This window comes from Chitinimonas sp. (genome assembly GCF_041904975.1).
Lineage (GTDB): Bacteria > Pseudomonadota > Gammaproteobacteria > Burkholderiales > Chitinimonadaceae > Chitinimonas.
In genome coordinates this window covers 1-24,324 of the sequence record NZ_JAYRLZ010000032.1, presented here as the reverse complement: position 1 = coordinate 24,324, position 24,324 = coordinate 1, and the positions used below count along the sequence as shown (strand labels likewise).

General features: G+C 61.2%; 18 protein-coding genes. 10 read left to right on the top strand and 8 right to left on the bottom strand.

The window, feature by feature from the left end; all coding sequences use genetic code 11:
* Positions 1-549, bottom strand: a 549-nt coding sequence (locus tag ACE3OH_RS05315) for a uridine kinase (protein WP_374349283.1), incomplete at its 3' end; no start/stop codon positions are given.
* A gap of 238 nt (positions 550-787) precedes the next feature.
* On the bottom strand, positions 788-2,086 hold the full coding sequence (gene aceA, locus ACE3OH_RS05310) for an isocitrate lyase (RefSeq protein ID WP_374349281.1): 1,299 nt from the start codon (positions 2,084-2,086) through the stop codon (positions 788-790).
* A 373-nt stretch (positions 2,087-2,459) separates the two neighbouring features.
* Between aceA and grpE the strand changes: the two genes are divergently transcribed.
* From grpE to ACE3OH_RS05280, 6 genes are all read left to right on the top strand, one after another.
* Positions 2,460-3,005: a nucleotide exchange factor GrpE gene (gene grpE / locus ACE3OH_RS05305; protein ID WP_374349280.1), complete on the top strand. Its 546-nt coding sequence runs from the start codon at positions 2,460-2,462 to the stop codon at positions 3,003-3,005.
* A gap of 207 nt (positions 3,006-3,212) precedes the next feature.
* Positions 3,213-5,135, top strand: a complete 1,923-nt coding sequence (gene dnaK / locus ACE3OH_RS05300; RefSeq protein ID WP_374349278.1) for a molecular chaperone DnaK — start codon at positions 3,213-3,215, stop codon at positions 5,133-5,135.
* A 17-nt stretch (positions 5,136-5,152) separates the two neighbouring features.
* The gene (locus ACE3OH_RS05295; protein WP_374349277.1) at positions 5,153-5,509 is read left to right on the top strand and encodes a four helix bundle protein; all 357 of its coding nucleotides are present in this window, start codon (positions 5,153-5,155) and stop codon (positions 5,507-5,509) included.
* A gap of 39 nt (positions 5,510-5,548) precedes the next feature.
* Positions 5,549-6,676 (top strand): molecular chaperone DnaJ, encoded by a 1,128-nt coding sequence (gene dnaJ, locus ACE3OH_RS05290; protein WP_374349275.1) that lies wholly within the window; start codon positions 5,549-5,551, stop codon positions 6,674-6,676.
* A 400-nt stretch (positions 6,677-7,076) separates the two neighbouring features.
* A complete protein-coding gene (locus ACE3OH_RS05285; protein WP_374349274.1) occupies positions 7,077-7,661 on the top strand; it encodes an outer membrane beta-barrel protein in 585 nt (194 codons plus the stop codon).
* A 206-nt stretch (positions 7,662-7,867) separates the two neighbouring features.
* Positions 7,868-8,902, top strand: a complete 1,035-nt coding sequence (locus ACE3OH_RS05280) for a phytanoyl-CoA dioxygenase family protein (RefSeq protein WP_374349272.1) — start codon at positions 7,868-7,870, stop codon at positions 8,900-8,902.
* Between the two features lie 146 nt (positions 8,903-9,048).
* On the opposite strand, the gene dapA is transcribed toward ACE3OH_RS05280, so the two are convergent.
* Positions 9,049-9,978 carry a 4-hydroxy-tetrahydrodipicolinate synthase gene (gene dapA, locus ACE3OH_RS05275; protein WP_374349270.1) on the bottom strand — a complete coding sequence of 310 codons (930 nt, stop codon included), beginning with the start codon at positions 9,976-9,978 and terminating at the stop codon, positions 9,049-9,051.
* Positions 9,979-10,654: 676 nt separating this feature from the next.
* On the opposite strand from dapA, the gene gltB reads away from it, so the two are divergent.
* From gltB to ACE3OH_RS05260, 3 genes are all read left to right on the top strand, one after another.
* Complete coding sequence (gene gltB / locus ACE3OH_RS05270; RefSeq protein ID WP_374349269.1) at positions 10,655-15,109, top strand: glutamate synthase large subunit; 4,455 nt, start codon at positions 10,655-10,657, stop codon at positions 15,107-15,109.
* A gap of 182 nt (positions 15,110-15,291) precedes the next feature.
* Positions 15,292-16,707 (top strand): FAD-dependent oxidoreductase, encoded by a 1,416-nt coding sequence (locus tag ACE3OH_RS05265; RefSeq protein WP_374349267.1) that lies wholly within the window; start codon positions 15,292-15,294, stop codon positions 16,705-16,707.
* A 176-nt stretch (positions 16,708-16,883) separates the two neighbouring features.
* Entirely contained in the window at positions 16,884-17,612 is a 729-nt protein-coding gene (locus ACE3OH_RS05260; RefSeq protein ID WP_374349265.1) for a substrate-binding periplasmic protein, read from the top strand.
* Between the two features lie 86 nt (positions 17,613-17,698).
* On the opposite strand, the gene ACE3OH_RS05255 is transcribed toward ACE3OH_RS05260, so the two are convergent.
* Together ACE3OH_RS05255 and ACE3OH_RS05250 are read right to left on the bottom strand one after the other, a co-directional pair.
* Complete coding sequence (locus tag ACE3OH_RS05255; protein WP_374349264.1) at positions 17,699-18,874, bottom strand: phosphatidylinositol-specific phospholipase C; 1,176 nt, start codon at positions 18,872-18,874, stop codon at positions 17,699-17,701.
* 195 nt (positions 18,875-19,069) lie between these two features.
* Positions 19,070-19,963, bottom strand: coding sequence for a LysR substrate-binding domain-containing protein (locus ACE3OH_RS05250; protein WP_374349263.1), 894 nt, complete (start codon positions 19,961-19,963; stop codon positions 19,070-19,072).
* 129 nt (positions 19,964-20,092) lie between these two features.
* On the opposite strand from ACE3OH_RS05250, the gene ACE3OH_RS05245 reads away from it, so the two are divergent.
* Positions 20,093-21,100, top strand: a complete 1,008-nt coding sequence (locus ACE3OH_RS05245; RefSeq protein WP_374349261.1) for an NAD(P)-dependent alcohol dehydrogenase — start codon at positions 20,093-20,095, stop codon at positions 21,098-21,100.
* Positions 21,101-21,198: 98 nt separating this feature from the next.
* Here the strand turns inward: ACE3OH_RS05245 and ACE3OH_RS05240 are convergent, their stop codons facing one another.
* From ACE3OH_RS05240 to ACE3OH_RS05230, 3 genes are all read right to left on the bottom strand, one after another.
* Positions 21,199-22,722, bottom strand: coding sequence for a M48 family metalloprotease (locus ACE3OH_RS05240; protein ID WP_374349259.1), 1,524 nt, complete (start codon positions 22,720-22,722; stop codon positions 21,199-21,201).
* Between the two features lie 9 nt (positions 22,723-22,731).
* Positions 22,732-23,571 carry a DUF2846 domain-containing protein gene (locus ACE3OH_RS05235; protein WP_374349258.1) on the bottom strand — a complete coding sequence of 280 codons (840 nt, stop codon included), beginning with the start codon at positions 23,569-23,571 and terminating at the stop codon, positions 22,732-22,734.
* Positions 23,572-23,841: 270 nt separating this feature from the next.
* Positions 23,842-24,324, bottom strand: a 483-nt coding sequence (locus ACE3OH_RS05230) for an ATP-binding cassette domain-containing protein (RefSeq protein WP_374349257.1), incomplete at its 5' end; no start/stop codon positions are given.

Below are 24,324 nucleotides of genomic sequence, written 5' to 3'. Positions count from 1 at the left end.
GAATTCATGGAACTCATGGTCAATTCTTTCACCGGCCTGTGTCAGATTCATGCCTCTCTTGGATTGATTGGCGTCTAGGCGCATTTGCCGCAAGGTGGCTTCGTCGGCGTCGATGAATATCTTCAGGTGCAATAGATCAATGATCTGAGGATGAAGGGCGTGAATGCCCTCCACGATAATGACTTCCTGCGCGGCTACGGGTCTTGGCGTGACTGCTTTGGTGCCAGACCAGTTGTCATAGGGGTAGTAGTCAAATGCCTGCCCCAGAGAAACTGCCTGGAGCGCTTGCCGCAACTCGTCGCCCCGGATGGATAGACTGTTATAGCCGCTGATACCCAGCTGATTACGCGTATTGCGGTTTTGCATGAAGGCGTCGGTGGAAATCCAGTCAGCACTGATATTCCTGAGCCGCAACTCGTCAGCGATTGAGGCTGCCAAAGTCGACTTGCCGGTATCGGCCCAACCGCATAGCGCGAGCAGGAAAGGCTTGCGGTTCTCCCGGCGAAATTCGCGTACGCGGTCGGCTAGTAAAGCTGCAATAGGGGGCATGGCAATCTGGCGCTAGGCACAAGGCTATTGATCAGGTCAAAGCAAAACGCCGCCCGAACTCATCGAGCTGGGGCGGCGTCTGTTTGTTTCCACTGTCGAGCGGCAGCGAGGCTCCTCGCCGGCGGGCGAGGCGGGGGAGTGGGTTTAAATCAGGGATTGATCCCGTTTAATCACTGCCAGTCAATCCCGGCCGGCTTTGCCGGTCGTGACGTCAGGCATCCCACTCGCCGCAGCCGGATCAGTGGAATTGTTCTTCTTCCGTGGAGCCGGTCAGCGCCGTCACGCTCGACTTGCCGCCTTGGATGACCGTGGTGACATCGTCGAAGTAGCCGGTGCCGACTTCCTGCTGGTGCGACACGAAGGTGTAGCCACGATCGCGGGCGGCGAATTCCGGCTCCTGCACCTTCTCCACATAGGCCGACATGCCGCGCGCCACATAGTCCTGCGCTAGGTCGAACATGTTGTACCACATGGAGTGGATGCCGGCCAAAGTGATGAACTGATACTTGTAGCCCATGGCGCCCAGCTCGCGCTGGAATTTGGCGATGGTGGCGTCGTCGAGGTTCTTCTTCCAGTTGAACGAGGGCGAACAGTTGTAGGCGAGCAGCTTGCCAGGGTGCTTGGCGTGTACCGCTTCGGCAAACTTGCGGGCAAATTCCAGGTCCGGCGTGCCGGTTTCGCACCATACCAGGTCGGCATAGTCGGCATAGGCAATGGCGCGGCTGATGGCTTGCTCGATGCCCTTCTTGGTCTTGTAGAAGCCTTCGGCGGTGCGCTCGCCGGTCAGGAAGGGCTTGTCGTTCTCGTCGTAGTCGCTGGTCAACAGATCAGCGGCTTCGGCATCGGTACGGGCGATCACCAGGGTAGGCACGCCGTATACGTCAGCCGCCATCCGCGCGGCGATCAGCTTTTGCACCGCTTCCTGGGTTGGTACCAGCACCTTGCCGCCCATATGGCCGCACTTCTTCACGCTGGCCAGCTGGTCTTCCCAGTGCACACCGGCGGCGCCGGCGCGGATCATGCTCTTCATCAGCTCGTAGGCGTTCAGTACGCCGCCAAAGCCGGCTTCGGCATCGGCCACGATAGGGGCGTAGTAGTCGGTGAATTCCTTGTCGCCACGCTCCACACCCTTGCTGTGCTGGATTTCGTCGGCACGGGCGAAGGCATTGTTGATGCGCTCCACCACCTTGGGCACCGAGTCCACCGGGTATAGCGACTGATCGGGGTACATGGCCGAGTATTCGTTATTGTCGGCGGCAACCTGCCAGCCCGACAGATAGATGGCCTTGATGCCGGCCTTGACCTGTTGCATGGCCTGGCCGCCAGTCAGGGCGCCAAGGCAGTTCACATAGGGTTCGTTGTTGACCAGGTTCCACAGCTTTTCGGCGCCGCGGCGGGCCAGGCTGTATTCGTTTTGCACCGAGCCGCGCAGACGCTCGACATCGGCAGCGGTATAGCCGCGCTTAATGCCTTTCCAGCGTGGATTGGTGTCCCAGTCATGTTGAATGGCTGCAATGCGTTGTTCGCGAGTCGACATATCTATTACCTCGTTGGGCGGCGCGCCGATGATTGCTACGGCGCGCGAATCATGGGGAGTTGCTCGGAGGGGCTTGCCGTGTTGCTGCAAGCCAGCGCCCCGGCCTGATGTTGCTTGGGGCGATATCGACCCGCGTCTGGCAAGGATGTTTACCTGCGCGGCGTCTTCCTGTTGTGTAGTTCGATTATATGCAGTTGCCTGTGCGATGCAGCAAGAATTTCAAACAAGCGTATGACTAGCGGCAATTTGCATGAATTGTGTTGCGGGTCACCGACGCTGTGAGAATTCGGCACAGCAAACCGCGAATTTGCAGGACTTGAAAACCTTATAACCATCTCCATCTAGTGGTTTATCGTTTCAGGAGAGCGTTGACATGCAACAGGATAATCAGCAAGAAAATCAACAAGATCAAACACTTGATACGGTAGAGCCGGTTGAGCACCAGGAAGCGGTGGCAGCTGAAAGCCTGGAAGACCAGGTGGCGGCACTGGAGGCCAAGGTGGCCGAGCTGCAGAGCGCGGTGCTGTACGGCAAGGCCGAGGCCGAGAATATTCGCCGTCGCGCGCAAGATGATATTGCTGCTGCGCACAAATATTCGGTCGGCAAGTTCGCCGGCGAGCTGCTGATCGTCAAGGACTGCCTGGAGATGGCGCTGAAGGACAACTCGTCCATCGACAATATCAAGATGGGCGTGGATATGACCCTGCGCAATCTCAGCGGCGCCTTTGACAAATTCCAGATCAAGGAAATCGATCCGAAGGCCGGCGACAAGCTCGACCCGCACAAACATCAGGCGATGAGTACGGTAGAGGCTGAGCAAGAGCCCAACACGGTAGTCAGCGTCATGCAAAAAGGCTATGCCATCGCCGATCGCGTACTGCGCCCGGCCATGGTGGTGGTGGCGAAGGGCAAGGAATAAGGCGTGAAACGTGATGCCGCTGCGCGGCGGTGAAACGTGATGTGCCGCGGTAGCGCCGGGCTGAATTCACTTTTCACCGATGGCGCAAAGCGCCGAGTCACGTTTCACATTTCACTTGAAACCCCGACAGCCATCCCCATCTAGCGATCAAGGTTATTCAGACATTCGCCGGCCCTGCCGGCCCCAGACTTAAAAGAGGACACAATCATGGGCAAAATCATCGGTATCGACCTCGGCACCACCAATAGCTGCGTGGCCGTACTCGAAGGCGGCAACGTCAAGGTGATCGAAAACGCCGAAGGCGCGCGCACCACGCCGTCGATCATTGGCTACACCAACGACGACGAGATCCTGGTCGGTGCACCGGCCAAGCGCCAGGCAGTCACCAACCCGAAGAACACCCTGTACGCCGTCAAGCGCCTGATTGGTCGCAAGTTCGACGAAAAGGAAGTACAGAAGGACATCGACTTGATGCCTTACTCCATTACCAAGGCCGACAATGGCGACGCCTGGGTGGAAGTGAAGGGCAAGAAGATGGCGCCGCCGCAGATCAGCGCCGAAGTGCTGCGCAAGATGAAGAAGACCGCCGAAGACTATCTCGGCGAAGAAGTGACCGAAGCGGTGATCACCGTACCGGCCTATTTCAACGACAGCCAGCGCCAGGCCACCAAGGATGCCGGCCGTATCGCCGGCCTTGATGTGAAGCGCATCATCAATGAGCCGACCGCCGCTGCATTGGCGTTTGGCCTCGACAAGAAGGACAAGGGCGATAGCAAGATCGCCGTGTATGACCTTGGTGGCGGTACGTTTGACATCTCCATCATCGAAATCGCCGATGTCGATGGCGAGAAGCAGTTCGAAGTGCTGGCCACCAATGGTGACACCTTCCTCGGCGGCGAAGACTTCGACCAGCGCCTGATCGACTACATCGTGACCGAGTTCAAGAAAGAGCAAGGCATCGATCTGAAGAACGATGTGATGGCCCTGCAGCGCCTGAAGGAAGCCGCGGAAAAGGCCAAGATCGAGCTGTCGAGCTCGGAGCAGACCGATATCAACCTGCCCTATGTGACCATGGACGCCTCCGGCCCCAAGCACTTGGCCATGAAGATTTCGCGCGCCAAGTTCGAAAGCCTGGTCGACGACCTGATTGAGCGCTCCATCGAGCCTTGCCGCATCGCTCTGAAGGATGCCGGCCTGAAGATTACCGATATCGACGATGTGATCCTGGTCGGCGGCCAGACCCGCATGCCCAAGGTGATGGACAAGGTGAAGGAGTTCTTCGGCAAGGATGCACGCCGTGATGTGAACCCGGACGAAGCGGTAGCAGTGGGCGCGGCGATTCAGGGTTCGGTCTTGTCGGGCGACCGCAAGGACGTGCTGCTGCTGGATGTGAGCCCCTTGAGCCTCGGTATCGAGACGCTGGGCGGCATCATGACCAAGCTGATCGCCAAGAACACCACCATTCCGACCAAGGCATCGCAGGTGTTCTCGACGGCCGACGACAACCAGAGCGCGGTGACCATCCACGTGCTGCAAGGTGAGCGCGAAAAGGCTGCGGCCAACAAGAGCCTGGGTCAATTCAATCTCGAAGGCATTCCGGCTGCACCGCGTGGCACGCCGCAGATCGAGGTGGAATTCAATATCGACGCCAACGGTATCCTGCATGTGTCGGCCAAGGACAAGGCTACCGGCAAGGCCAATAACATCACCATCAAGGCCAACTCGGGCTTGAGCGAGGAAGAAATCCAGCGCATGGTGAAGGACGCCGAAGCCAATGCCGAGGAAGACAAGAAGCTGCACGAACTGGTCACTGCGCGTAACCAGCTCGAAGGCCTGATCCATCAGGTGAAGAAGTCGCTGGTCGACTTTGGCGACAAGATTGCTGCCGAAGAGAAGTCGGCGATCGAAGCTGCACTGAAGGAAGCGGAAGAGGTGGTGAAGTCGGACGACAAGGCTGTCATCGACGCCAAGTCCGAAGCGCTGGCCAAGGCCTCGCACAGCCTGGCTGAAAAGATGTACGCAGCCCAAGGCGGCGCCGAAGGTGCTGCGCCGGCCGGTGCTGAAGCCAAGCAGGACGATGGCAATGTCGTCGATGCCGAGTTCACCGAAGTGAAGGACGAAAAGAAGTGAAATGTGAAAGGTGAAACGTGAGGCGGGCGCATAAAGATCTGCGGGTATGGCAGTCGGCCATGCAGCTGGTGGAACAGATCTATCGCCTCACTGACACCTTTCCTCGCGAGGAGCTGTTCGGGCTCTCCAGTCAAATGAGACGTGCTGCCGTGTCGGTGCCTTCCAATATTGCGGAAGGCTCGGCACGGCAAAGTACTAAGGAGCTACTGCATTTTCTCAGTATTGCTGCGGGATCACTGGCAGAGCTGGACACGCAATTGGAACTCGCTGGCCGTATCGGTTACACGCCTGACATCCAGCAAGTACAGGTCAAACTCGATGAAACGTCTGCATTGCTGCAAGCTGCCCGAAAGTCGCTGAAGGCTCAGCAGTAACGGCCGACGTTTCACATTTCACGTTTCACTTTTCACATCATGGCAAAAAAAGATTTCTACGAAATTCTGGGCGTGAATCGCGATGCGAGCGATGAGGACATCAAGAAGTCCTATCGCAAGCTGGCGATGAAATACCACCCGGACCGCAACCCGGACAGCAAGGACGCCGAGGACAAGTTCAAGGAGGCCAAGGAGGCTTACGAGATTCTGTCCGACAGCCAGAAGCGCGCTGCCTATGACCAGTACGGCCATGCCGGGGTCGATCCGCAATCCGGTATGGGCGGCGGCTTTGGTGGTGCAGGTGGCTTTGCCGACGCGTTTGGCGATATCTTCGGCGATATTTTCGGTGGTGGCGGCAATCGCGGCGGGCGCTCCAACGTCTATCGCGGCTCGGACCTGCGCTACAACCTCGAAGTCAGCCTCGAAGAAGCGGCGCGCGGCACCGAAACCAAGATCAAGATCCCTACCCATGACGAGTGCGACACCTGTCATGGCACCGGCGCCAAGCCGGGCACCGAGGCCAAGACCTGCGGTACCTGTCAGGGTCATGGCCAGGTGCGTATCCAGCAGGGCTTTTTCTCGCTGCAGCAAACCTGTCCCACCTGCCATGGCTCGGGCAAGGTGATTCCTGATCCTTGCCGTACTTGTCACGGCCAGGGCCGGGTCAAGGCCAACAAGACGCTGTCGGTGAAGATCCCGGCCGGCGTGGACGAAGGCGATCGCATCCGGCTGTCGGGTGAAGGTGAGCCGGGAGTGAATGGCGGCCCGCCGGGCGACTTGTATGTGGTCATCCATATCAAGAAGCACAGCGTCTTCGAGCGCGACGGCAATGATCTGCATTGCGAAATGCCGATCAGCTTCGCCACCGCTGCCCTGGGCGGCGAGATCGAAATCCCCACGCTCGATGGCGCAGTCAAGCTGAAGATCCCGGCCGAAACGCAGACTGGCGCGGTATTCCGCTTGCGCGGCAAGGGTATCAAGGGGGTGCGCAGCGCCATCACGGGTGACTTGATGTGCCATGTCAGTGTCGAGACCCCGGTCAAGCTGACCGAGCGCCAGAAAGACCTGCTGCGCGAATTCGAGGAAATCAGCCTCGAAGACGATGCCAAGCACAATCCCCGCGCCAAATCGTGGATGGATATGGTGAAGGACTTCTTCTCCAACTGATCCAGGCAGAAAACTGGCTGGCAAAAGGGGCGCTTCAGGCGCCCCTTTTGCATTTTCGGCGCGGTATTGCTGCAGCTTGCAGTGGGCTTGGGCCAAGCTTGCCGTGGGCCAAGGTTCCGGACCCTCTGCAGCGAGAAGGCCACCCGTCAAGCGGTAGCGGTTTCAGGGATTCCGGCTTGCTGCCTGACGGTAGGCGGCTTGGTCGCGGCCGGCGAGTGCCGGCGCGGCGAAAAGTTGCATGGAAAAAATTACCGTGCGGCAGCTGCGCAAACCGCGAACCAATTCCCGCCAATGCGGCCACAGGCAAGGCTTGCGCGATACAGGCAGCTCATTTGCACCGGGCTTTTCACGCTAGTGTCGGCGCCTGCGATCTCACACACATCATTCCCAGGAGAAAAATTTGAAAACGTCTTTTGCCCTGCTGGCCGCCGTCGCCGCATTCACCCTGCCAGCCTCTGCCGGCGACTTTTACGTCGGTGCCGATGTCGGCCGCAGCAAGCTGGATGTCGATACCGGCCTTGGCAGCTCCGACAGCAAGGCCACCAGTTGGGCGTTGTTTGCCGGCTACCAGCTCAATCCGAACTGGGGTTTCGAGGCTGGCGTGCGCGATTTTGGCGATGTTAAAGCCAGCCGGCCGATGAGCCTGCTCGATGCGATCAGCTGGGCCAAGGGTGGCGGCAGCAATACCCAGGCCAAGGTGTCGGCCAGTGCCTTGCAGCTGTCAACCGTGGGCACGCTGCCGATCAATGACTCGCTTTCGCTGTATGGCCGCCTTGGCCTTGCCTCGGTCAAGGTGAAAAGCGAGTTACGCAGCGGCGGCTTCGCCCTTGATGACAGCAGCACCAAGACCAAGGCGCTGATCGGCGTGGGCGCCCGCTACGCCTTGAGCCCGCAATTCGGTGTACGCGCCGAATACGCCAACTACGGCAAGGTGGCTGATACCCGCTTGTCCAGCCTGACCGTGGGTGCCGACTACCGATTCTGATGCGTACCCGGCAAAGGCGCTGGCGTGATTGCCTCGGCCGGTGCTTCGCGCGAGGCCATGGCCCTCTGCTGACCTTGCCGCCTCGCCTTTATCGCGATCTGTGAGTTAGTTCACAGCGCCGTTTCCGGGCCTTGGGCATCATCGATATGTCCGGTGCAATGGATCGAAATACAAGTAATGGCAGGCAAGTGGCGGAGGAATATTGAATGAATGGGCAAGTGGCAGATATCAAGAGTACGGCAGTCGATCGACAGCTGGGTGGATTGGCAACAATTCTTTCCTTGCTGGGAGCGAAGTCCTTTGAGCATGAGGAATACGTCGCACGTTTTCAGCGCGATGGTTTTCTTTATTTGCCCGGGTTTTATTCCGATGTGGAAATCGCCGAGGTGTTGGCAGCAACCGAAACGCTGCTGGCAGCCGGCGATTGCCCGGTGACGGTTGATTCGCTGGAAAGTAATCAGCGGCATTATTGGCGGCATATCAGGGATGTGGCAGATAATTTAAGTTATAAATTCAACGATCTATATCTGTTCGAGCCGGCGATTCGCGAGCTGGCGATGGGTAAACGCCTCAGCAGTATTCTGAAAGCGCTGATGGGCGATAAGGCGGTGCTGTGCAATTCGCTGAGTTTCGCAGTGGGCTCGCAGCAACCGCCCCATGTTGATTCCTTATACATGACGCCGCAAACGCCAAACAAGCTGTTGGCGACTTGGATCGCTTTGGAGGATGTACATAGCGACGCGGGGCCAATGAGCTACTATCCCGGTAGCCATCTGATTCCGCGTTATATTTTCGCCGATGGCAGTCGCCATGTGATTGACAGCGAAATGCCGGATTGGCATGCCTATATGGACAGCCAGGTCAAGGTGCGTGGTTTGGAGCAAAAGACCTTTCTGGCGAAAAAAGGCGATGTATTTATCTGGCACAGTGAATTGTTGCACGGTGGCTCAGCCATTGATAATCCGGCACTGACCCGGCGCTCGCTAGTATCGCATTACTATTGCGAGCGCGATTGCCGGCGCCTGCGTTCGGACTTGCAAGCCATGCACGATGGCTACTGGATGCGGCGCGCACCGGCCGGCGTACCTTGCCAGCCCGGTGATTTCACTGAATCGAGCTTTCCCGAGGCGAACTACCTGGCCCGCTATGGCGATGTCGCCAAGGCGGTGCGCGCCGGGCGGGTCAAGTCGGGCTACCAGCATTGGCTGAATGATGGTTGTGCCGAAGGCCGGCTGGTATAGGCGGCCTGCGCGCGAGGCGCGCGTGCCGGGGCGCGCCGGCATGGCCATGGAAGTTTGGCCCGCTCGAATCCAGGGCGGCCTTGGTGTGCTTCTGTCCTTCTTCTGTGGCGCGGCAAATGCTTGCGGCGCCACCTTGGCACGGTTGTCTATATCGCTGGATCGGCCAATTGTGCGGCATTGACGGGCTTTGGCGCGGTATCCGGCTGCCAATGGCGCAGCCGCTGCCAGCAATCTTGCAATTGCGCCTCCAGCGCCGCGCTGGCCGGCAGCATGGGCAGGCGCAGCTCATTGCGGATCATCCCTTCGCTGGCCAATACGGCCTTGAGCGGTGCCGGATTCGGTTCGCTGAACAATAGCCGCACCATGGGTAGCAGCTGGCGATGGATGTCGCGGGCAGCGGCCAGCCGGCCGGCGGCAAGGTGCTGGAACATGGCCACCCACAAATCCGGGCGCAGATGGGCGCTGGCGGCAATGGCGCCGTCGGCGCCGAGACAGCCTGCCACAAAGGCCAGGCTGTCTTCGCCGCATAACACCTGCAAGGGCGAGTCGATCAATTCGCCCAGCTGGTCGAGCTGGATGCCATTGCTTTCCTTGATGGCGACAAATTGTGGATGGGATGCCAGGGCGCGGCAGGTATCGATGCCGAGATTGACCCCGCTGCGGTAGGGAATGTTGTACAGCACGATACGGTGGCGGGTGCTGGCGGCCAGCTGCTCGAAGTGGCGCAGCAGGCCGGCCTGGCTGGGGCGGGTGTAGTAGGGGGCGGATACCAGCAAGGCGGCGAGGTCGATATCGTTCAGGGCACGTGCCGCAGCGCAGACCGCCGCCGTGTCATTGCCTGCCAGCCCGAACATGATAGGCAGCTCGGGCCCGGCTGCTTCTTGCGCGGCTGCCAGCAGTTGTCGCTGCTCGGTGGCGCTGAGGGTTGCCGCCTCGCCGGTAGTGCCGCAGATCACCAGGCCGGCAATGCCGCTGCCGTGAAAGGTTTCGATCAGTCCTTGTGCCGCTGGCAGATCCACGGCGCCATCGCGAAACGGTGTGATCAGCGGTATCCAGATTCCTGAAAATTGTTGCATTGCGCTCTCCTGGTATTGGGCAGCGCATTGTTGCGGTTGGCGCGCGGCTTGCTAAGCGGACGGCGGCTTATAGTTCTTATCGCGGCTGCTTATTTCAAAGGCTGTTTGCACAATTGCCGCTCGGCCAGGCCTATGGAAGCCTGCCCCACATGGTTGATCGCCTTCGCGCCACAGCTTGCCTAGGCAAGTCCCCAGGCAATGTTGTCGGGTAGACATCGACTACCTGTTTCGCCTGCGCCAAAAATCGTCGGGAAATTGCGCGTGATGAAAATATTTAACAGGCGATGCTTGGTAAGTATCTGATTTGTAATGATTCGTGCACTGCACAAAGCGATTGCGCAAAAATGGTGCGCTCCGCTAGAATCGATCAAGCCTGCTGAAAACCCGCACGTGCAATCCAGCGCACTTCCCGGTCAGCAGGCTTTGTTTTCGCAGCGCTTGACCGACTGTTACTCGACCCCAAAATCGTATTGCTTCCCTGTGTCGCGACACCCGCGCGGCGCATACGCCACCCAAGCGAGTGAACCTCGCCGGGTCGGCTGCAACGCCCCCGCGTGTTTTCACGCCGGTCGGAACCAAGTGCCACTCCTCAGAATATGAGGCTGCCGACGCATAGCGCTGCCACAAGCGGCTTGAGTGCGATTTGAGCTGCCTCGCACGCGTAACGGGTACCAGCATGGATGATCGACAGCGCCGTCTAGACGGCACGCTTTACCGCAAGAGCTTCGAGCAGGATTCCTGTGGCTTCGGGCTGATTGCCAATATGGACGACAAGCCTTCGCACTGGCTGGTGTCCACCGCCATTTCATCGCTAGCCAATCTGACCCATCGCGGCGCCGTGGCGGCCGATGGCAAGTCGGGTGATGGTTGCGGCCTGCTGTTCCGCAAGCCCGACAGCTTTCTGCGCACCGTGGCACGTGAAAAAGGTTTCGAGCTGGCCAGCCACTATGCAGCCGGCCTGGTGTTTCATAGCGCCGATCTGGAATTGGGCAAGACTTCGCTCAATACCCTGCGCGCCCAGCTGGAAGAGCAGGGGCTGGAAGTGGCCGGCTTTCGCACTGTGCCGACCGATACTCGCGCCTGCGGCGAATATGCGCTCAAGACCCTGCCGGCCATTGCCCAGGTGTTTGTGAATTGCCCGGCCCATATGGACGCGGCCAGCTTCGAGCGCCGCCTGTATATCGGGCGGCGCCTGGCTGAAAAGGCCAATCGCGGCGACGCCAGCTTCTATGTGCCCACCCTGTCGGCTCATACCATTTCGTATAAAGGCCTGGTGACGCCGGAGAACCTGCCGGTGTTCTTCCCCGACCTGCAGGACGAGCGCTTTGCTGCCAGCCTTGCGGTATTCCACCAGCGCTTTTCCACCAATACCTGGCCGCAATGGAAGCTGGCGCAGCCGTTCCGCTATGTGGCGCATAACGGCGAAATCAACACCATTTCCGGCAACCGCTCCTGGGCGCGGGCGCGCGAGGCGATCATGGCCTCGCCGCTGATTCCGAATATGGATGACATCCGCCCCATCGTGCAGACCGATGGCTCGGACTCGATGAGCCTCGACAATATGCTCGAAGGCCTGCTGATGGGCGGCATCGACTTCTTCCGCGCCCTGCGCCTGTTGGTGCCGCCGGCCTGGCAGAACGTCGACACCACCGACAAGGAATTGCGGGCGTTTTACGAATACAACTCCATGCATATGGAGCCCTGGGATGGCCCGGCCGGCATCGTGCTGACCAATGGCCGCTACGCCGGCTGCATGCTCGATCGCAATGGCCTGCGCCCGGCCCGCTATGTGCTTACCCGTGATCGCCATCTAACCATCTCGTCCGAAATCGGCGTGTGGCCCTACAAGCCGGAAGATGTGGTGAAAAAAGGCCGGGTGCGGCCCGGCCAGATTCTGGCGGTGGATTTGCAATCGGGGCAGCTGCTGCTGCCGCATGAAATCGACGACAAGCTCAAGGCAGCCCACCCTTACCGGCGCTGGATCAAGCAATACGCCAATCGCCTGGAAATCTCCATGGACGAGGATAGCGGCCGGCCCGAGCTATCGAAAGACCAGCTGGCCATCTACCAGAAGCAGTTCCAGGTCACTTTTGAAGAGCGCGATTCAGTGCTGCGGGTGCTGGCCGAAGAGGGCCAGGAGGCAGTCGGCTCGATGGGGGATGACACGCCGATGGCGGTGTTGAGCCAGCGGGTGCGTTCGCCCTTCGACTATCTGCGCCAGCAATTTGCCCAGGTGACCAATCCGCCGATCGATCCGATCCGCGAATCGGTGGTGATGTCGCTCAACACCGTGTTCGGCTCGGAAAAGAACATCTTTGAAGAGACCGCCGACCACGCCAAGCGCATCGAAGTCAGCTCGCCGGTGCTCAGTTACGAGAAGTTCAAGCTGCTGACCAGCCAGGGCGATGAGCAATTCCGCGCCCAGACCTTTGATCTGACCTATGACCCGGCACACATTGATCTGAAAGGGGCTTTGGCTGCCCTGGCGGAGGCGGTGGTGGCGGCCTCGCGTGCCGGTGTGGCCATCGCGGTGCTGAGCGATCGCAATATCGCCAGGGACCGGCTGCCCATCCATGCCCTGTTCGCCACCGGCGCAGTACACACCGCCTTGGTGAATGCCGGCCTGCGCTGCAAGACCAATCTGCTGATCGACACCGCTACCGCGCGCGATCCGCACCAGTTTGCCTGCCTGATCGGCTATGGCGCGACCGCCATCCATCCCTATCTGGCCTATGAGGTGGTGTCCGACCTGATTGCCGGTGGCCAGATTGCCGATTCGATCAAGGACGCGATGAGCCGTTATCGCAAGGGCATCAACAAGGGCCTGCTCAAGGTGCTGTCGAAGATGGGCATCTCCACGGTGGCGTCCTACCGTGGTGCGCAGCTGTTCGAGGCGGTGGGCATTGCCGACGAGATCATCGACACCTGCATGCCGTTCACCGTGTCGCGGGTTGGCGGTGCCGGCTTTGCCGACTTTGAAGCCGATATGCAGGCACTGGCGAAATTCGCCTTCAACCCCATGCGCCCGGTGGCCCAGGGCGGCCTGCTCAAGTATGTGCATGGCGAGGAATACCACGCCTACAACCCCGATGTGGTGATGCAGCTGCAAAAGGCGGTGCAGAACGGCGACTATGCCGAGTACCAGAAATACGCCGATCTGGTGAACTCCCGCCCGGTGGCAATGCTGCGCGACCTGATGCAGGTCAAGCTCGACGGCGCCCAAGCCATCGCGCTGGATGAGGTCGAGCCGCTGGAAGCCATCTTGCAGCGCTTTGACTCGGCCGGCATGTCGCTCGGTGCATTGAGCCCGGAAGCGCATGAAGCCTTGGCCGAAGGCATGAATCGCCTTGGTGGTCGCTCCAATAGCGGCGAAGGCGGCGAGGACCCGGCCCGCTATGGCACCGTGCGCATGTCCAAGATCAAGCAGGTGGCATCCGGCCGCTTTGGCGTGACGCCGCACTATCTGGTCAATGCCGAAGTGCTGCAGATCAAGGTGGCGCAGGGCGCCAAGCCCGGCGAAGGCGGCCAGCTGCCCGGCGACAAGGTCAGCGGCCTGATTGCGCGGCTGCGCCATGCCAAGGAAGGCATCAGCCTGATTTCGCCACCGCCGCACCACGATATCTATTCGATCGAAGACCTGGCCCAGCTGATTTTTGACCTCAAGCAGGTCAACCCGACAGCCCTGGTGTCGGTCAAGCTGGTGGCCGAGCCCGGTGTGGGTACGGTGGCGGCCGGGGTGGCCAAGGCCTATGCCGACCTGATCACCATTTCCGGTTACGACGGCGGCACCGGTGCTTCGCCGCTGACCTCGGTGAAGTACGCCGGTTCACCCTGGGAGCTGGGCCTGAGTGAAGCGCAGCAGGTGTTGCGCGCCAACGGCCTGCGTGGCCGGGTGCGGGTGCAGACCGATGGTGGCCTGAAAACCGGCCTCGATGTGGTGAAGGCGGCCATCATGGGGGCGGAAAGCTTCGGCTTTGGTACCGGGCCGATGGTGGCGCTCGGTTGCAAGTTCCTCCGCATCTGTCACCTGAACAACTGCGCCACCGGCGTGGCTACGCAAGAGATCAAGCTGCGCAGCAAGTACTTTATCGGCCTGCCCGAGATGGTGATGAACTACTTCACCTTCGTCGCCCGCGAGACCCGCGAGTGGATGGCCAAGCTCGGGGTGAAGTCGATGGCCGAGCTGATCGGCCGCACCGATCTATTGGAATTGATCGACGGCGAAAGCAGCCGGCAAAACCAGCTCAAGCTCGATGTGCTGCTGTCGCAGGGCGGCATTCCGGAGGATGAGCCGCGCTACTGCGTCAGCGAGGGCAACCCGAGCTTCGACAAGGGCGAATTGGCCGAGCGCATGGTGAAGGATGCCGCCGCAGCCATCGCCGCCCGCTCGCCGCTGACGCTGGAATATACGGTGCGCAATATCAATCGTTCGATCGGCGCGCGGCTGTCCGGCGAAATCGCCCGCGCCCATGGCGCCGACGGCTTGCCCGATGGCTGCCTGGATATCCGCCTGAAAGGCTCGGCCGGCCAGAGCTTTGGCGTGTGGAATGCCAAGGGCCTCAATCTGACCCTGGAAGGTGACGCCAATGATTACGTCGGCAAGGGCATGAATGGCGGCCAGCTGGTGATCTACCCGCCCGCCGGGGTGATGTATGAGCCGCACGATGGCGCCATTATCGGCAACACCTGCCTGTACGGCGCCACGGGCGGCGCGCTGTTCGCCTCGGGCACCGCAGGCGAGCGCTTTGCCGTGCGTAATTCGGGCGCGCTGGCCGTGGTGGAAGGCATCGGCAGCCACGGTTGCGAATACATGACCGGCGGCTGCGTGATCGTGCTGGGCCAGACCGGTCTGAACTTCGGAGCCGGCATGACCGGCGGCTTCGCCTTCGTCTACGACCGCGACGAGAAGTTTGCCTACCGCTACAACAATGAGCTGATCGATATCCACCTGATCAATGGCGAGGCCATGGGCCAGTACCGCGCCTTCCTCAAGGAAAAGATCGAACAGCATGTGGCGCTGACCGGCTCGGTGATCGGCGGCCAGATCCTGGAAGACTTCGATGATTACGTCGATTACTTCTGGCTGGTCAAACCGAAGGCGGCCAAGCTCGACAGTTTGCTGAAGGACTAAGGCAAACCCGTAAACCTGTAGACACAGAGATTAGGGAGGGCACAGAGCGCACAGAGAAGGCAGAAGCAAACCCGAGAAAACTTGTTTGGTTTTCTCTGTGTGCTCCGTGTTCTCCGTGACCTCTGTGTCCACAGAAGTTGATTTTCGGCAGTGCAATCACGGCCGATGTGAAGGAAACCACCATGGGTGATGTATTCCAGTTTCTCAACCTGCCGCGCGATCCCGGTCAGAAATTCGAGGCCGATTTTCGCAAGCAGCGTTTCATTGAAATCTATGCACCGTTGAACAAGGGCGATGCCGGCGATCAGGCCGGGCGCTGCCTTAACTGCGGCAACCCGTATTGCGAATGGGAATGCCCGGTTCACAACTACATTCCCAACTGGCTCAAGTTGGTGCAGGAAGGCCGTTTGTTCGAAGCGGCCGAGATGAGCCACAAGACCAACTCCCTGCCGGAAATCTGCGGCCGGGTCTGCCCGCAGGATAGGCTGTGCGAGGGCGCCTGTACCCTGAACCAGGGCGGCTTTGGTGCGGTCAGCATCGGTTCGGTGGAAAAGTACATTACCGACGAGGCGTTCAAGCAAGGCTGGCGGCCGGATATGTCGCAGGTGGTGTGGACCGACAAGCGCGTCGCCATCATCGGTGCCGGCCCGGCCGGCTTGGCCTGCGCCGATGTGCTGATACGCAATGGCGTGCGGCCAGTGGTGTTCGATCGCTATGAAGAGATCGGCGGCCTGCTCACTTTCGGCATTCCCGAGTTCAAGCTGGAAAAAGACGTGGTGCGTACCCGTCGCGCCATTCTGGAAGGCATGGGGGTGGAATTCCGCCTCAATACCGAAATCGGTCGCGATGTGGAATTTGCCAGTCTGCTGGCTGAATACGATGCAGTATTCATGGGCATGGGCGCCTACCAGTACCTGAAAGGTGGCTTCCCCGGCGAGAACCTGCCCGGTGTGATCGAGGCGCTGCCGTTTTTGGTCAACAATATCCGCCATCGCATGGAAACGCTGCCGGAAGGCGAGCGCCACCTGAGCATGGCCGGCAAACAGGTGGTGGTGCTTGGTGGCGGCGATACCGCCATGGACTGCAACCGCACCAGCATCCGCCAGGGGGCTGAATCGGTGATCTGCGCCTATCGCCGCGACGAGGCCAATATGCCGGGCTCCAAGCGCGAGGTAGGGAACGCCAAGGAAGAGGGCGTCGAATTCCTGTGGAATCGTCAGCCGGTCGGCATCGAGTCGCGGGCAGACGGCAAACTTGGCGTGAAACTGGTGAGCACTCAGCTGGGCGAACCCGATGCCAAAGGCCGGCGCTCGCCGGTGGTGGTGCCGGGCTCGGAACAAACCATCGCCTGCGATCACGTCATCATTGCCTTCGGCTTTCAGGTGCAGCCGGAGCAATGGTTTGCCGCCAATGGCATTCAGGTTGACGATCGTGGCCGCACCTTGGCGGCCGAGCGGCAAGCGTTCAAGCACCAGACCAGCAACCCCAAGGTGTTTGCCGGTGGCGACCAGGTGCGCGGCGCCGACCTGGTGGTGAGAGCAGTATTCGAAGGCCGCCAGGCGGCCGAGGGCATGCTGGCGTATCTGGGTGTGTGGTAAGCGCTATCGGGCCGATGCCAAGCACAGGGCGGCCACAAGCCGCCCTGTTTGTTTTTGGCACACTGCGCGAAACTTCCAGCAGCGGGGACTATGCTGAAACGCAATGGCGGCCGGATTGACAGTGCCTCCTCCGTGAAAACCTGTTGCTGAGCCCTGCTGGGCGCCCTGTTCCCGACATGATGCGTTTGCTTTCGCTAATGATGCTGGCCCCAGCGCTGGCCAGCCCGCTGATCACCATCGAATACCGCGACAAGCCGCCGTATTCCTATACCGAGCAGGGCCGCCCGGCTGGCTTCTTGCTGACGCGCATGGCAGCGGTATTCCTTCGTGCCAATGTGCCGGTCGCTTTCGAGGAGATTCCGGTCCGGCGGATTACCGCTGATCTGCAAGCGAACAATCGTCCGATCTGTTCACCCGGCTGGTACAAGCTGCCTGAGCGCGAGGCCTATGCGCGCTTTTCCCTGCCCATTCATCAAGATCCGCCCCATGTTGTGCTGGCGGCGCCGCATGCTGTGGTGCAGATACGCGCCCACAAGACCCTGGCCAGCCTGTTTGCCGACCCGAATCTGACACTGGGTGTGGTCGATGGCGTTTCCTACGGGCCGGAGCTGGATGCCCGCATTGCCGCACTGCCACGGCCGGCCATGCGCGCCAGCGTATCGCCGCTGCAGCTGGTGAAGCTGATCGCAAACCGCCGTGCCGACTATATGCTGATCGATCAGGATGATCTGTCGGTGCTGGAGCAAAGCAGCCCACCCGGCAATATGGGCATCGTGCGTTTCGACTTTCCTGACCCACCGCAGGGCCTCAAGCGTTATCTGATGTGCAGCAAACAGGTGGATGCGGCCACCATGGAAAGGCTTAATGCGGCAATCCGCCAGGTGGTGCCGGATATCAAGCCTTGAGCCCTGGTCGGTTTGGGCGAGCGACCCCTTGCCGGCTTCCTTCAGCCGGTGCTGCGCCGCCCGCTCCCGCTTGCGAAAAAAGAGGCTCAGAACACCTGGCAGCGTGGCGCATTGCCCAGATATTGCCACTGGGCATTGCTGCTGCCAGCGGCCGGCAGCGGCCCGTAGCGACCGGCGCTCAGCGCGCGGTAGTACTGGCCGCCCTGCTGGAATACCTCGCCGTAGCGGGCACCACCGCCATTCACCCAGCTGCTGCAGCGCGGGTAATTGAGCTGCACCAGGGTGTCGACCAGGCTATTGCCGGGAAAGTCCATGGTGATCCAGCCCACATAGCGCGGCCGGTTGTTCACGATGTACTGGTGGGTCAGATCATTGGTGCCCTCAAAGGCAATGCTGCAAATACCCCAGAAGCAGCCCACGCGCGGAAAGTCCGGATAGCTGTTGCGCCAGCCCGGCGTAGTCAAGCCGGTGAGCAGGCGTGGTGCGCCGGTTTGCGGGCTGGAGTGGCCGCTGGCGACAAAATAGGGGAAGGAGCCGGTCGAGGCCGATAGCCCGTTGGTGTAATAGCCACGGCCAAAGTTGGCGCTGGCAAGGCCGAGCTGGGCTTTGACCTTTTCCCATTTGGCGTACAGATCCCAATTGGTATTCAGAATCCAGTCGCCTTGCCCATGAAACTGCGCCGGGTCGAGGCCATAGCGGCGCTGGGCGGTGAAATTCTGGATCAGCACGATCTTGCCGCGCGTCTCGCCCAGTGTCGGCGTCTGGCTGCTTGGCTCCCACAGCAGGCTGCCATAACGCGCCTTGTAGTCGGCAAGAGTGGCTTCGAAGCTGCGGCTATTGCCCTCAGGGGTGTATTCCTCCTGCACCGACATCAGGATGGTTTCACTGGGATTGCGACGCAGAAAATCGGCCATGCCATTGAGCACATCGCCGAACATGGTCTTCTGGAACACCAGGCCATGGTGGATGGCGAACACATTATTGATATGGCGGCAGCGCACATCGAATACCCGTATGCCGGAACGCAGCTGGTTGGCCAGGCTCAGGCTCTGCGTCTGCACGATATCGCCGCCGTAGTAAGACAGGCTGTCGTGCGTGCCGGCCAGCGACAGATCGCGCAGCGGCGTATTGCCATCGATCACGCTCATCCAGGTGGAATGATCGATGTCGGCGCGATCATCGTGCAGATAGGCGCCGGATTGGTGGGCGAGTGCCGGTAGCGCAAGGGCGAGCAGGGCGGCTGGGAGCAAACGGCGGAGCATGGCGTTTCCAGTTCTGGTGGGTTGATCGGGGAGTACCGAATCAATCTAGCCATTGCTCGAATGTCTGCCCGGGGATTTGCTGGGCGAATGGGTTAATGGGGGTTTAAGCGGACCTGATGGGTGAAACAAGACTGCCCTCACCCGGCCCGTGCGGGCCACCCTCTCCCGCTTGCGGGAGAGGGGCAGGTGGGTCGCTCACGCGGCGTAGCGCCCGGCAAAAAAGTCGATAAATGCCCTGACCTTGGGCGACAGGTAGCGGTTGCTCGGGTAAACCGCCCACACCGCGCTGGGGGCGAAGTGCCAGTCGTCCAGAACCGGTAGCAGGCGGCCATCGCGCAGGGCGGGGGCGAGGGTCCACTGCGCAGTTTTCAGGATGCCGAAACCAGCCAGCGCGGACTCATACAGCGCCTCGCCATTATTGGCGCGAATGCGGCCGGCCACGCTGACTTCCACGGTTTCCTGGCCACGATGGAGCCGCCAGATATCGCCGTCCTGGTAATAGGCATAGTGCAGGCAGCTGTGCTGGCTCAGTTCCGCCGGGTGTGCCGGTGTGCCGTGAGCGGCCAGATAGTGCGGTGCGGCGACCAGCAGGCGGCGGTTGTCGGCCAGCTTGCGCGCCACCAGGCGCGAATCGCTGAGCTGGCCGATGCGCACGGCTACATCGATGCGCCCACCGAGCAGATCGACATACTGGTCGGAAAAGTCGAGGTCGACATCCAGCGCCGGATAGCGTGCCAGAAAGTCGGGCAGGTTCGGCACCACCATCAGGCGCCCGACATTGAGCGGCACGCTGACCCGCAGGCAGCCACGTACTGCCGATTGCAGATCGGCCAGCTCGGCATCGGCATCGCGCAAATCCCCCAGCCAGCGCTCGCAGCGCGCCAGATATTGCGCGCCGGCTTCGGTCAGGCTCAGCTGCCGGGTGGTGCGATGCAGCAGGCGCGTGTTGAGCCTGGCTTCCAGTGCCTGCAGCTTGCGGCTGGTGGCCGAGGCTGTCAGCCCGAGCGCAGTGGCGGCAGCGGCAAAGCTGCCCAGCTTCGCCACGGTAACAAAGGCGAGGATTTCGGCATGGCGGTCGTGCGATTTCATGGCTTGGCTCGATGGCAGGGTGGGGCTTTACTGCTTCATAACGCAATAGTGTATGGCGATTAACTGGCTTTATCGCGTTATGGTTGGTGATTATCGTGTGAACACCTTTCACCCTATGCGAGTAACGCCATGCAGGCCTACCACCTCAAACAATTCGGCATCGACCATCTGCAGCAGGTCGATCTGCCCATGCCCCAGCCCGGGCAGGGCGAGGTATTGCTGCGGGTCGGCGCCGTATCGCTCAACTATCGCGACCGCGTGGTGGCCGAAGGCAACTATCTGCCTGATATGCCGCTTCCCTTCATTCCGGTATCGGATGGCGCCGGCGTGGTGGCCGCCGTCGGCGCCGGCGTCACCCGCTGGCAAGTGGGTCAGCGGGCGACTACGCAATACACCACCAACTGGATGGCCGGTCGCATGGTCGAGGCGCATCAGAAGGCCAAGCTGGGCGGACCGCTGCCCGGCATGCTGCGCGAGTATGCGGTATTGCACGAGCAGTCGCTGGTCGCCACACCGGCACATCTGAGCGATGCCGAAGCTTCCACCTTGCCGATTGCTGCGGTTACCGCCTGGAATGCGCTGATGGCCTGCGAGCTGCGCGCCGGCCAGACCGTGCTGCTGCAAGGCACCGGCAGCGTGTCGCTCTTTGCCTTGCAGCTGGCACGCATCATGGGGGCGCGGGTGATCATTACCAGCAGCTCCGATGCCAAGCTGGCGCGGGCGCATTCCCTCGGGGCGCACCACACCATCAATTATCGCGATACGCCCGATTGGGGCCAGGCTGCGCGTGATGTGCTGGGCGGCGAGGGCGTGGATGCAGTGCTGGAAGTGGGCGGCGCCGGTACCCTGGCACAATCGGCCCATGCGGTGCGCCAGGATGGCAGCATTGCCCTGATCGGCTTTCTGGGTGGCTTTGGCGGCGGGCCGGAAATCAGCCGCGCCCTGATGTACAAGCGCGCCCGGCTGTTGGGCACCAGTGTCGGCCACCGCGAGAGCTTCGAGGCGATGAACCGGGCGATCGATTTGCACCAGCTGCGGCCGGTGATCGACCGGCAATATGCGTTTGCCGATGCGCCGGCTGCCTACCGGCAACTGGTGGCTGGCGACAGCTTCGGCAAGATCGTGATCACCATCTGATCAGCACTGCGGCGCGGGAGCTCGCTTGCCGGCGCCCGCCGTGCTCTGTTTCGCAGCCGGTATAGCCGGCGCAGTCACTGCTGGTGGCCCGCCGGCCCTTAGCTGGCAAACTTGGCATGCAGCAATTCAAACCACTGTTCGGCTGCCTGCTCGCCCTTGTGGGCAAACAGCCAGCTGCCGCCGATTTGTGCGCAGTCTTGCCACAGGCTCGGTGCGAGCTGGCAGGCCTGCATCAGGTAGTCGATGCCCTGTGCATCATCCACTTCCAGCAATAGCTGCCCGTACAGCATTACCGGCCGGGCAAAGCGCTCGCCGGGGCGATCGAGCAGATGGCGCAGGGCGGCGCGTGCGGCATCCTTGCTGCCGAATTCACTATGTAACAGGGCATATTCCTGCAGCTCGCCTGCCGTAAGCGTGTCGACCGGCCGGGCGGCCAGCTCGGCAATGCGGTTGTGTGCGCGCTGATGGCGGCGGTGGTGTTCCTGCCAGTCGGCCTTGTTCGCCTGCCACCAGCGCTCGTCGAATTCGCGCGACAGGCTGTGTGCCAGCTCGCCCAGCATGGCGTCGCCGGCGCTGCCATCCACCGCCGGTGGCAAGCTGGCCGGCTGGTCGATGGCATTGAGCCGTTCGCGCAGGCAGGGGTGGGTGTCGTGCAGGCCGGAATCCTGATTCCAGGCGGCTTGCAGGCGCTCCTTGGTGGCCCACTCGCTCATGGTGGCGCCCACCACCTTGCGCATGGCGGTATAGGGCATAAAGGCGGGTTGGGCGCGCTGGCTGGCCTGGGCAAACAGGCGCGGCCAGAACTGCTCGCTGAGCCAGTCGGCCAGCAGGGCGCTGCGGATCAGGCCATGGGCACTGGCTTGCGGCCCGGCTACCCGGCAGGCGGCGGCATCGGCCTCGTATTCGTTCTGCCGCGACAGCACAAAGGTATAGGCGTTGTAGATCGGGGCAAAGCGGTCGAGCAGGCTGGCAAAGATGCCGTTGACGATATCGCCGCTGTCGCGCCGTGCGCTGGCATGCTGGTGTATGGCGCCAAAGGTGAGCCGCTGCCGATAGATCATGGCGCTGAGCTTGCCGTGGCTGCCGGCCAGATGGCCGTATTCATGGCTGATCACCGCCATCATTTCGCGCGAGGCCATGGCATGCAGAAACGGCAGACCCAGCAAGAGATAGTTGCGGTGGCCGCCAAACAGGCCGAAGCGCGGCACCTGGGAAATGGATGCATTGAAGTCGCCGCTGATCAACACCCGGTGAATCGGCGGGCCCTTGAGCTTTTTCTGCAGCTTGGCGAGGAACTGGAACAGCTTGGGTGCTTCGCTGGCGGTGAGTACCCGCCCTTCGGGCGGCGGTATCCGCGTCAGGAACATGCGCAGGGTGAGCAGCATCACCGGCAACAGGGCGAGGCCCAAGACGGCCAGCGCCACAATGACGCGTAAGGAATGGCTGTCCCGCGCCCAGCTGAACAGCCAGAAACCGCCCAGCGACAGCGCGCCCAGCAAGCCAAATAGCACCAGATAGGCAAAGGCGCTGATCGCCACTACCTTGGCGCGGAACAGGGCTGGGCGATCACGCGCCTCGCCCTCCAGGCTCCACACCAGCATTTCATAGGCTTGCTGGTCCATGGGCGGCTATCAGTTACCGATACGGCATTGGTTGCTGGTGCATACCGCCGTGATCACCCGGCCATCGGCACAGTTCACCTGGTAGCTATCACCATTTGCGGCTTCCTTTACCAGCCAGGCGGCATCGCCCTGGCAGCCTTGTTCGCGCGCCATCTTGTCCACCGTGTAGGAGGCGGGGCCGAGTGTGCGTGGGGTGGCGGCGGCTGGTTTCGCGGCGGGAATGAGCGGGGCGGCTGCGGCTGGCGCGGGTGCTGCGGTGATTGTTGCCGGTGCGGCAACGGTTGCTGGCTCGGTCCGCGCTGCCACCGCTGGTGCTGCGCTAGCGGCTTTCTCCGGCTGGGCGGCTGCGACGACTACTGGCTCGGCCACGGTCGGGGCGGTGTAGGCCACGGTACGCGCCTGGGTGTCGGCCTGCAGCAGGGCTGGCGAGCCGGTATAGCTCAGCGACTGCAGCTCGGATTCGGCCTGGGCGGCATCGACTTCCTCCGGCGTGACCCGGCCTACCAGCAAGCCCATCGAAACGGCTGTGCGGATATAGCGCTTTTGGCCGGGCGCCAGATACAGCTTGGTATTGCGCGTCACTTCGGTACTGACCGCCACCTCGTGTTCGCCAGGGGCGCGGTCGACAAAAAAGAAGCCGCCCGGTACCGAGTTGCCCACTGCTTGTTCATCGAGTCGAATCTCCGGCCGGATGGCGCCGCCGACAAAGCTGTCGGGCCGGTAGAAGAAAATACGCCCCTGATCCGCGCTGATTGCAGGGATGGACGACTTGATGGCGGCCATTTTCGGGCCGGTTGCGGCACAGCCGGCCAAGATGGACAGGCAGGCGAGGATGACGATTTTCTTCATGGGTGTACTCGGCTCACGGTAAGGGGATGATGTAGGTCGGGTTTTACACCCGACAGGCGGCCAAGGGCCGCCATACGGGCGTATCTGGCGGCGCTGTCGGGATGAATCCCGACCTGCCAGCTCACCAATCGGCGCGGTTCCCCCGCGGCGGCGGGGGCGGAGGGGGGGACTAAAACAGCGAAACGACCTGTGTTGGCTCACCGCCGTAAAAGCCCCGGGTTTCCCGGGGCTAGTGCTGCATAGTGAGAACCGGCAAAGCCAAATCGTGCTTTACCGGCTGATCGGCTTATAGCGAATCCGCTTCGGCTTGGCGCCTTCTTCACCCAGGCGTTTGCGCTTGTCGGCTTCGTATTCCTGGTAATTGCCGTCAAAGAAGGTCCATTGCGATTCGCCTTCGGCTGCCAGGATATGCGTGGCGATCCGGTCGAGGAACCAGCGGTCATGCGAGATCACGAACACGGTGCCGGCAAATTCCAGCAGCGCATCTTCCAGTGCACGCAGGGTTTCCACGTCCAGATCGTTGGACGGTTCATCCAGCAGCAGCACATTGCCGCCCTTGAGCAGGGTCTTGGCCAGATGCAGACGGCCGCGCTCACCGCCCGACAGATTGCCGACGATCTTCTGCTGATCGCCACCCTTGAAATTGAAGCGGCCCAGATAGGCGCGGCTGGGCATTTCAAAGCGGCCAACCTGCAGGATGTCGCGGCCTTCGGCCACATCATCGAACACGGTCTTTTCGCTGTTCAGGTCTTC

Bases quoted from the DNA above. Each gene is read 5' to 3' on its own strand.
- aceA (WP_374349281.1), bottom strand. From the start codon at position 2,086: ATGTCGACTCGCGAACAACGCATTGCAGCCATTCAACATGACTGGGAC.
- grpE (WP_374349280.1), top strand. From the start codon at position 2,460: ATGCAACAGGATAATCAGCAAGAAAATCAACAAGATCAAACACTTGAT.
- dnaK (WP_374349278.1), top strand. From the start codon at position 3,213: ATGGGCAAAATCATCGGTATCGACCTCGGCACCACCAATAGCTGCGTG.
- dnaJ (WP_374349275.1), top strand. From the start codon at position 5,549: ATGGCAAAAAAAGATTTCTACGAAATTCTGGGCGTGAATCGCGATGCG.
- ACE3OH_RS05280 (WP_374349272.1), top strand. From the start codon at position 7,868: ATGAATGGGCAAGTGGCAGATATCAAGAGTACGGCAGTCGATCGACAG.
- dapA (WP_374349270.1), bottom strand. From the start codon at position 9,978: ATGCAACAATTTTCAGGAATCTGGATACCGCTGATCACACCGTTTCGC.
- gltB (WP_374349269.1), top strand. From the start codon at position 10,655: ATGGATGATCGACAGCGCCGTCTAGACGGCACGCTTTACCGCAAGAGC.
- ACE3OH_RS05265 (WP_374349267.1), top strand. From the start codon at position 15,292: ATGGGTGATGTATTCCAGTTTCTCAACCTGCCGCGCGATCCCGGTCAG.
- ACE3OH_RS05260 (WP_374349265.1), top strand. From the start codon at position 16,884: ATGATGCGTTTGCTTTCGCTAATGATGCTGGCCCCAGCGCTGGCCAGC.
- ACE3OH_RS05255 (WP_374349264.1), bottom strand. From the start codon at position 18,874: ATGCTCCGCCGTTTGCTCCCAGCCGCCCTGCTCGCCCTTGCGCTACCG.
- ACE3OH_RS05250 (WP_374349263.1), bottom strand. From the start codon at position 19,963: ATGAAATCGCACGACCGCCATGCCGAAATCCTCGCCTTTGTTACCGTG.
- ACE3OH_RS05245 (WP_374349261.1), top strand. From the start codon at position 20,093: ATGCAGGCCTACCACCTCAAACAATTCGGCATCGACCATCTGCAGCAG.
- ACE3OH_RS05240 (WP_374349259.1), bottom strand. From the start codon at position 22,722: ATGGACCAGCAAGCCTATGAAATGCTGGTGTGGAGCCTGGAGGGCGAG.
- ACE3OH_RS05235 (WP_374349258.1), bottom strand. From the start codon at position 23,571: ATGAAGAAAATCGTCATCCTCGCCTGCCTGTCCATCTTGGCCGGCTGT.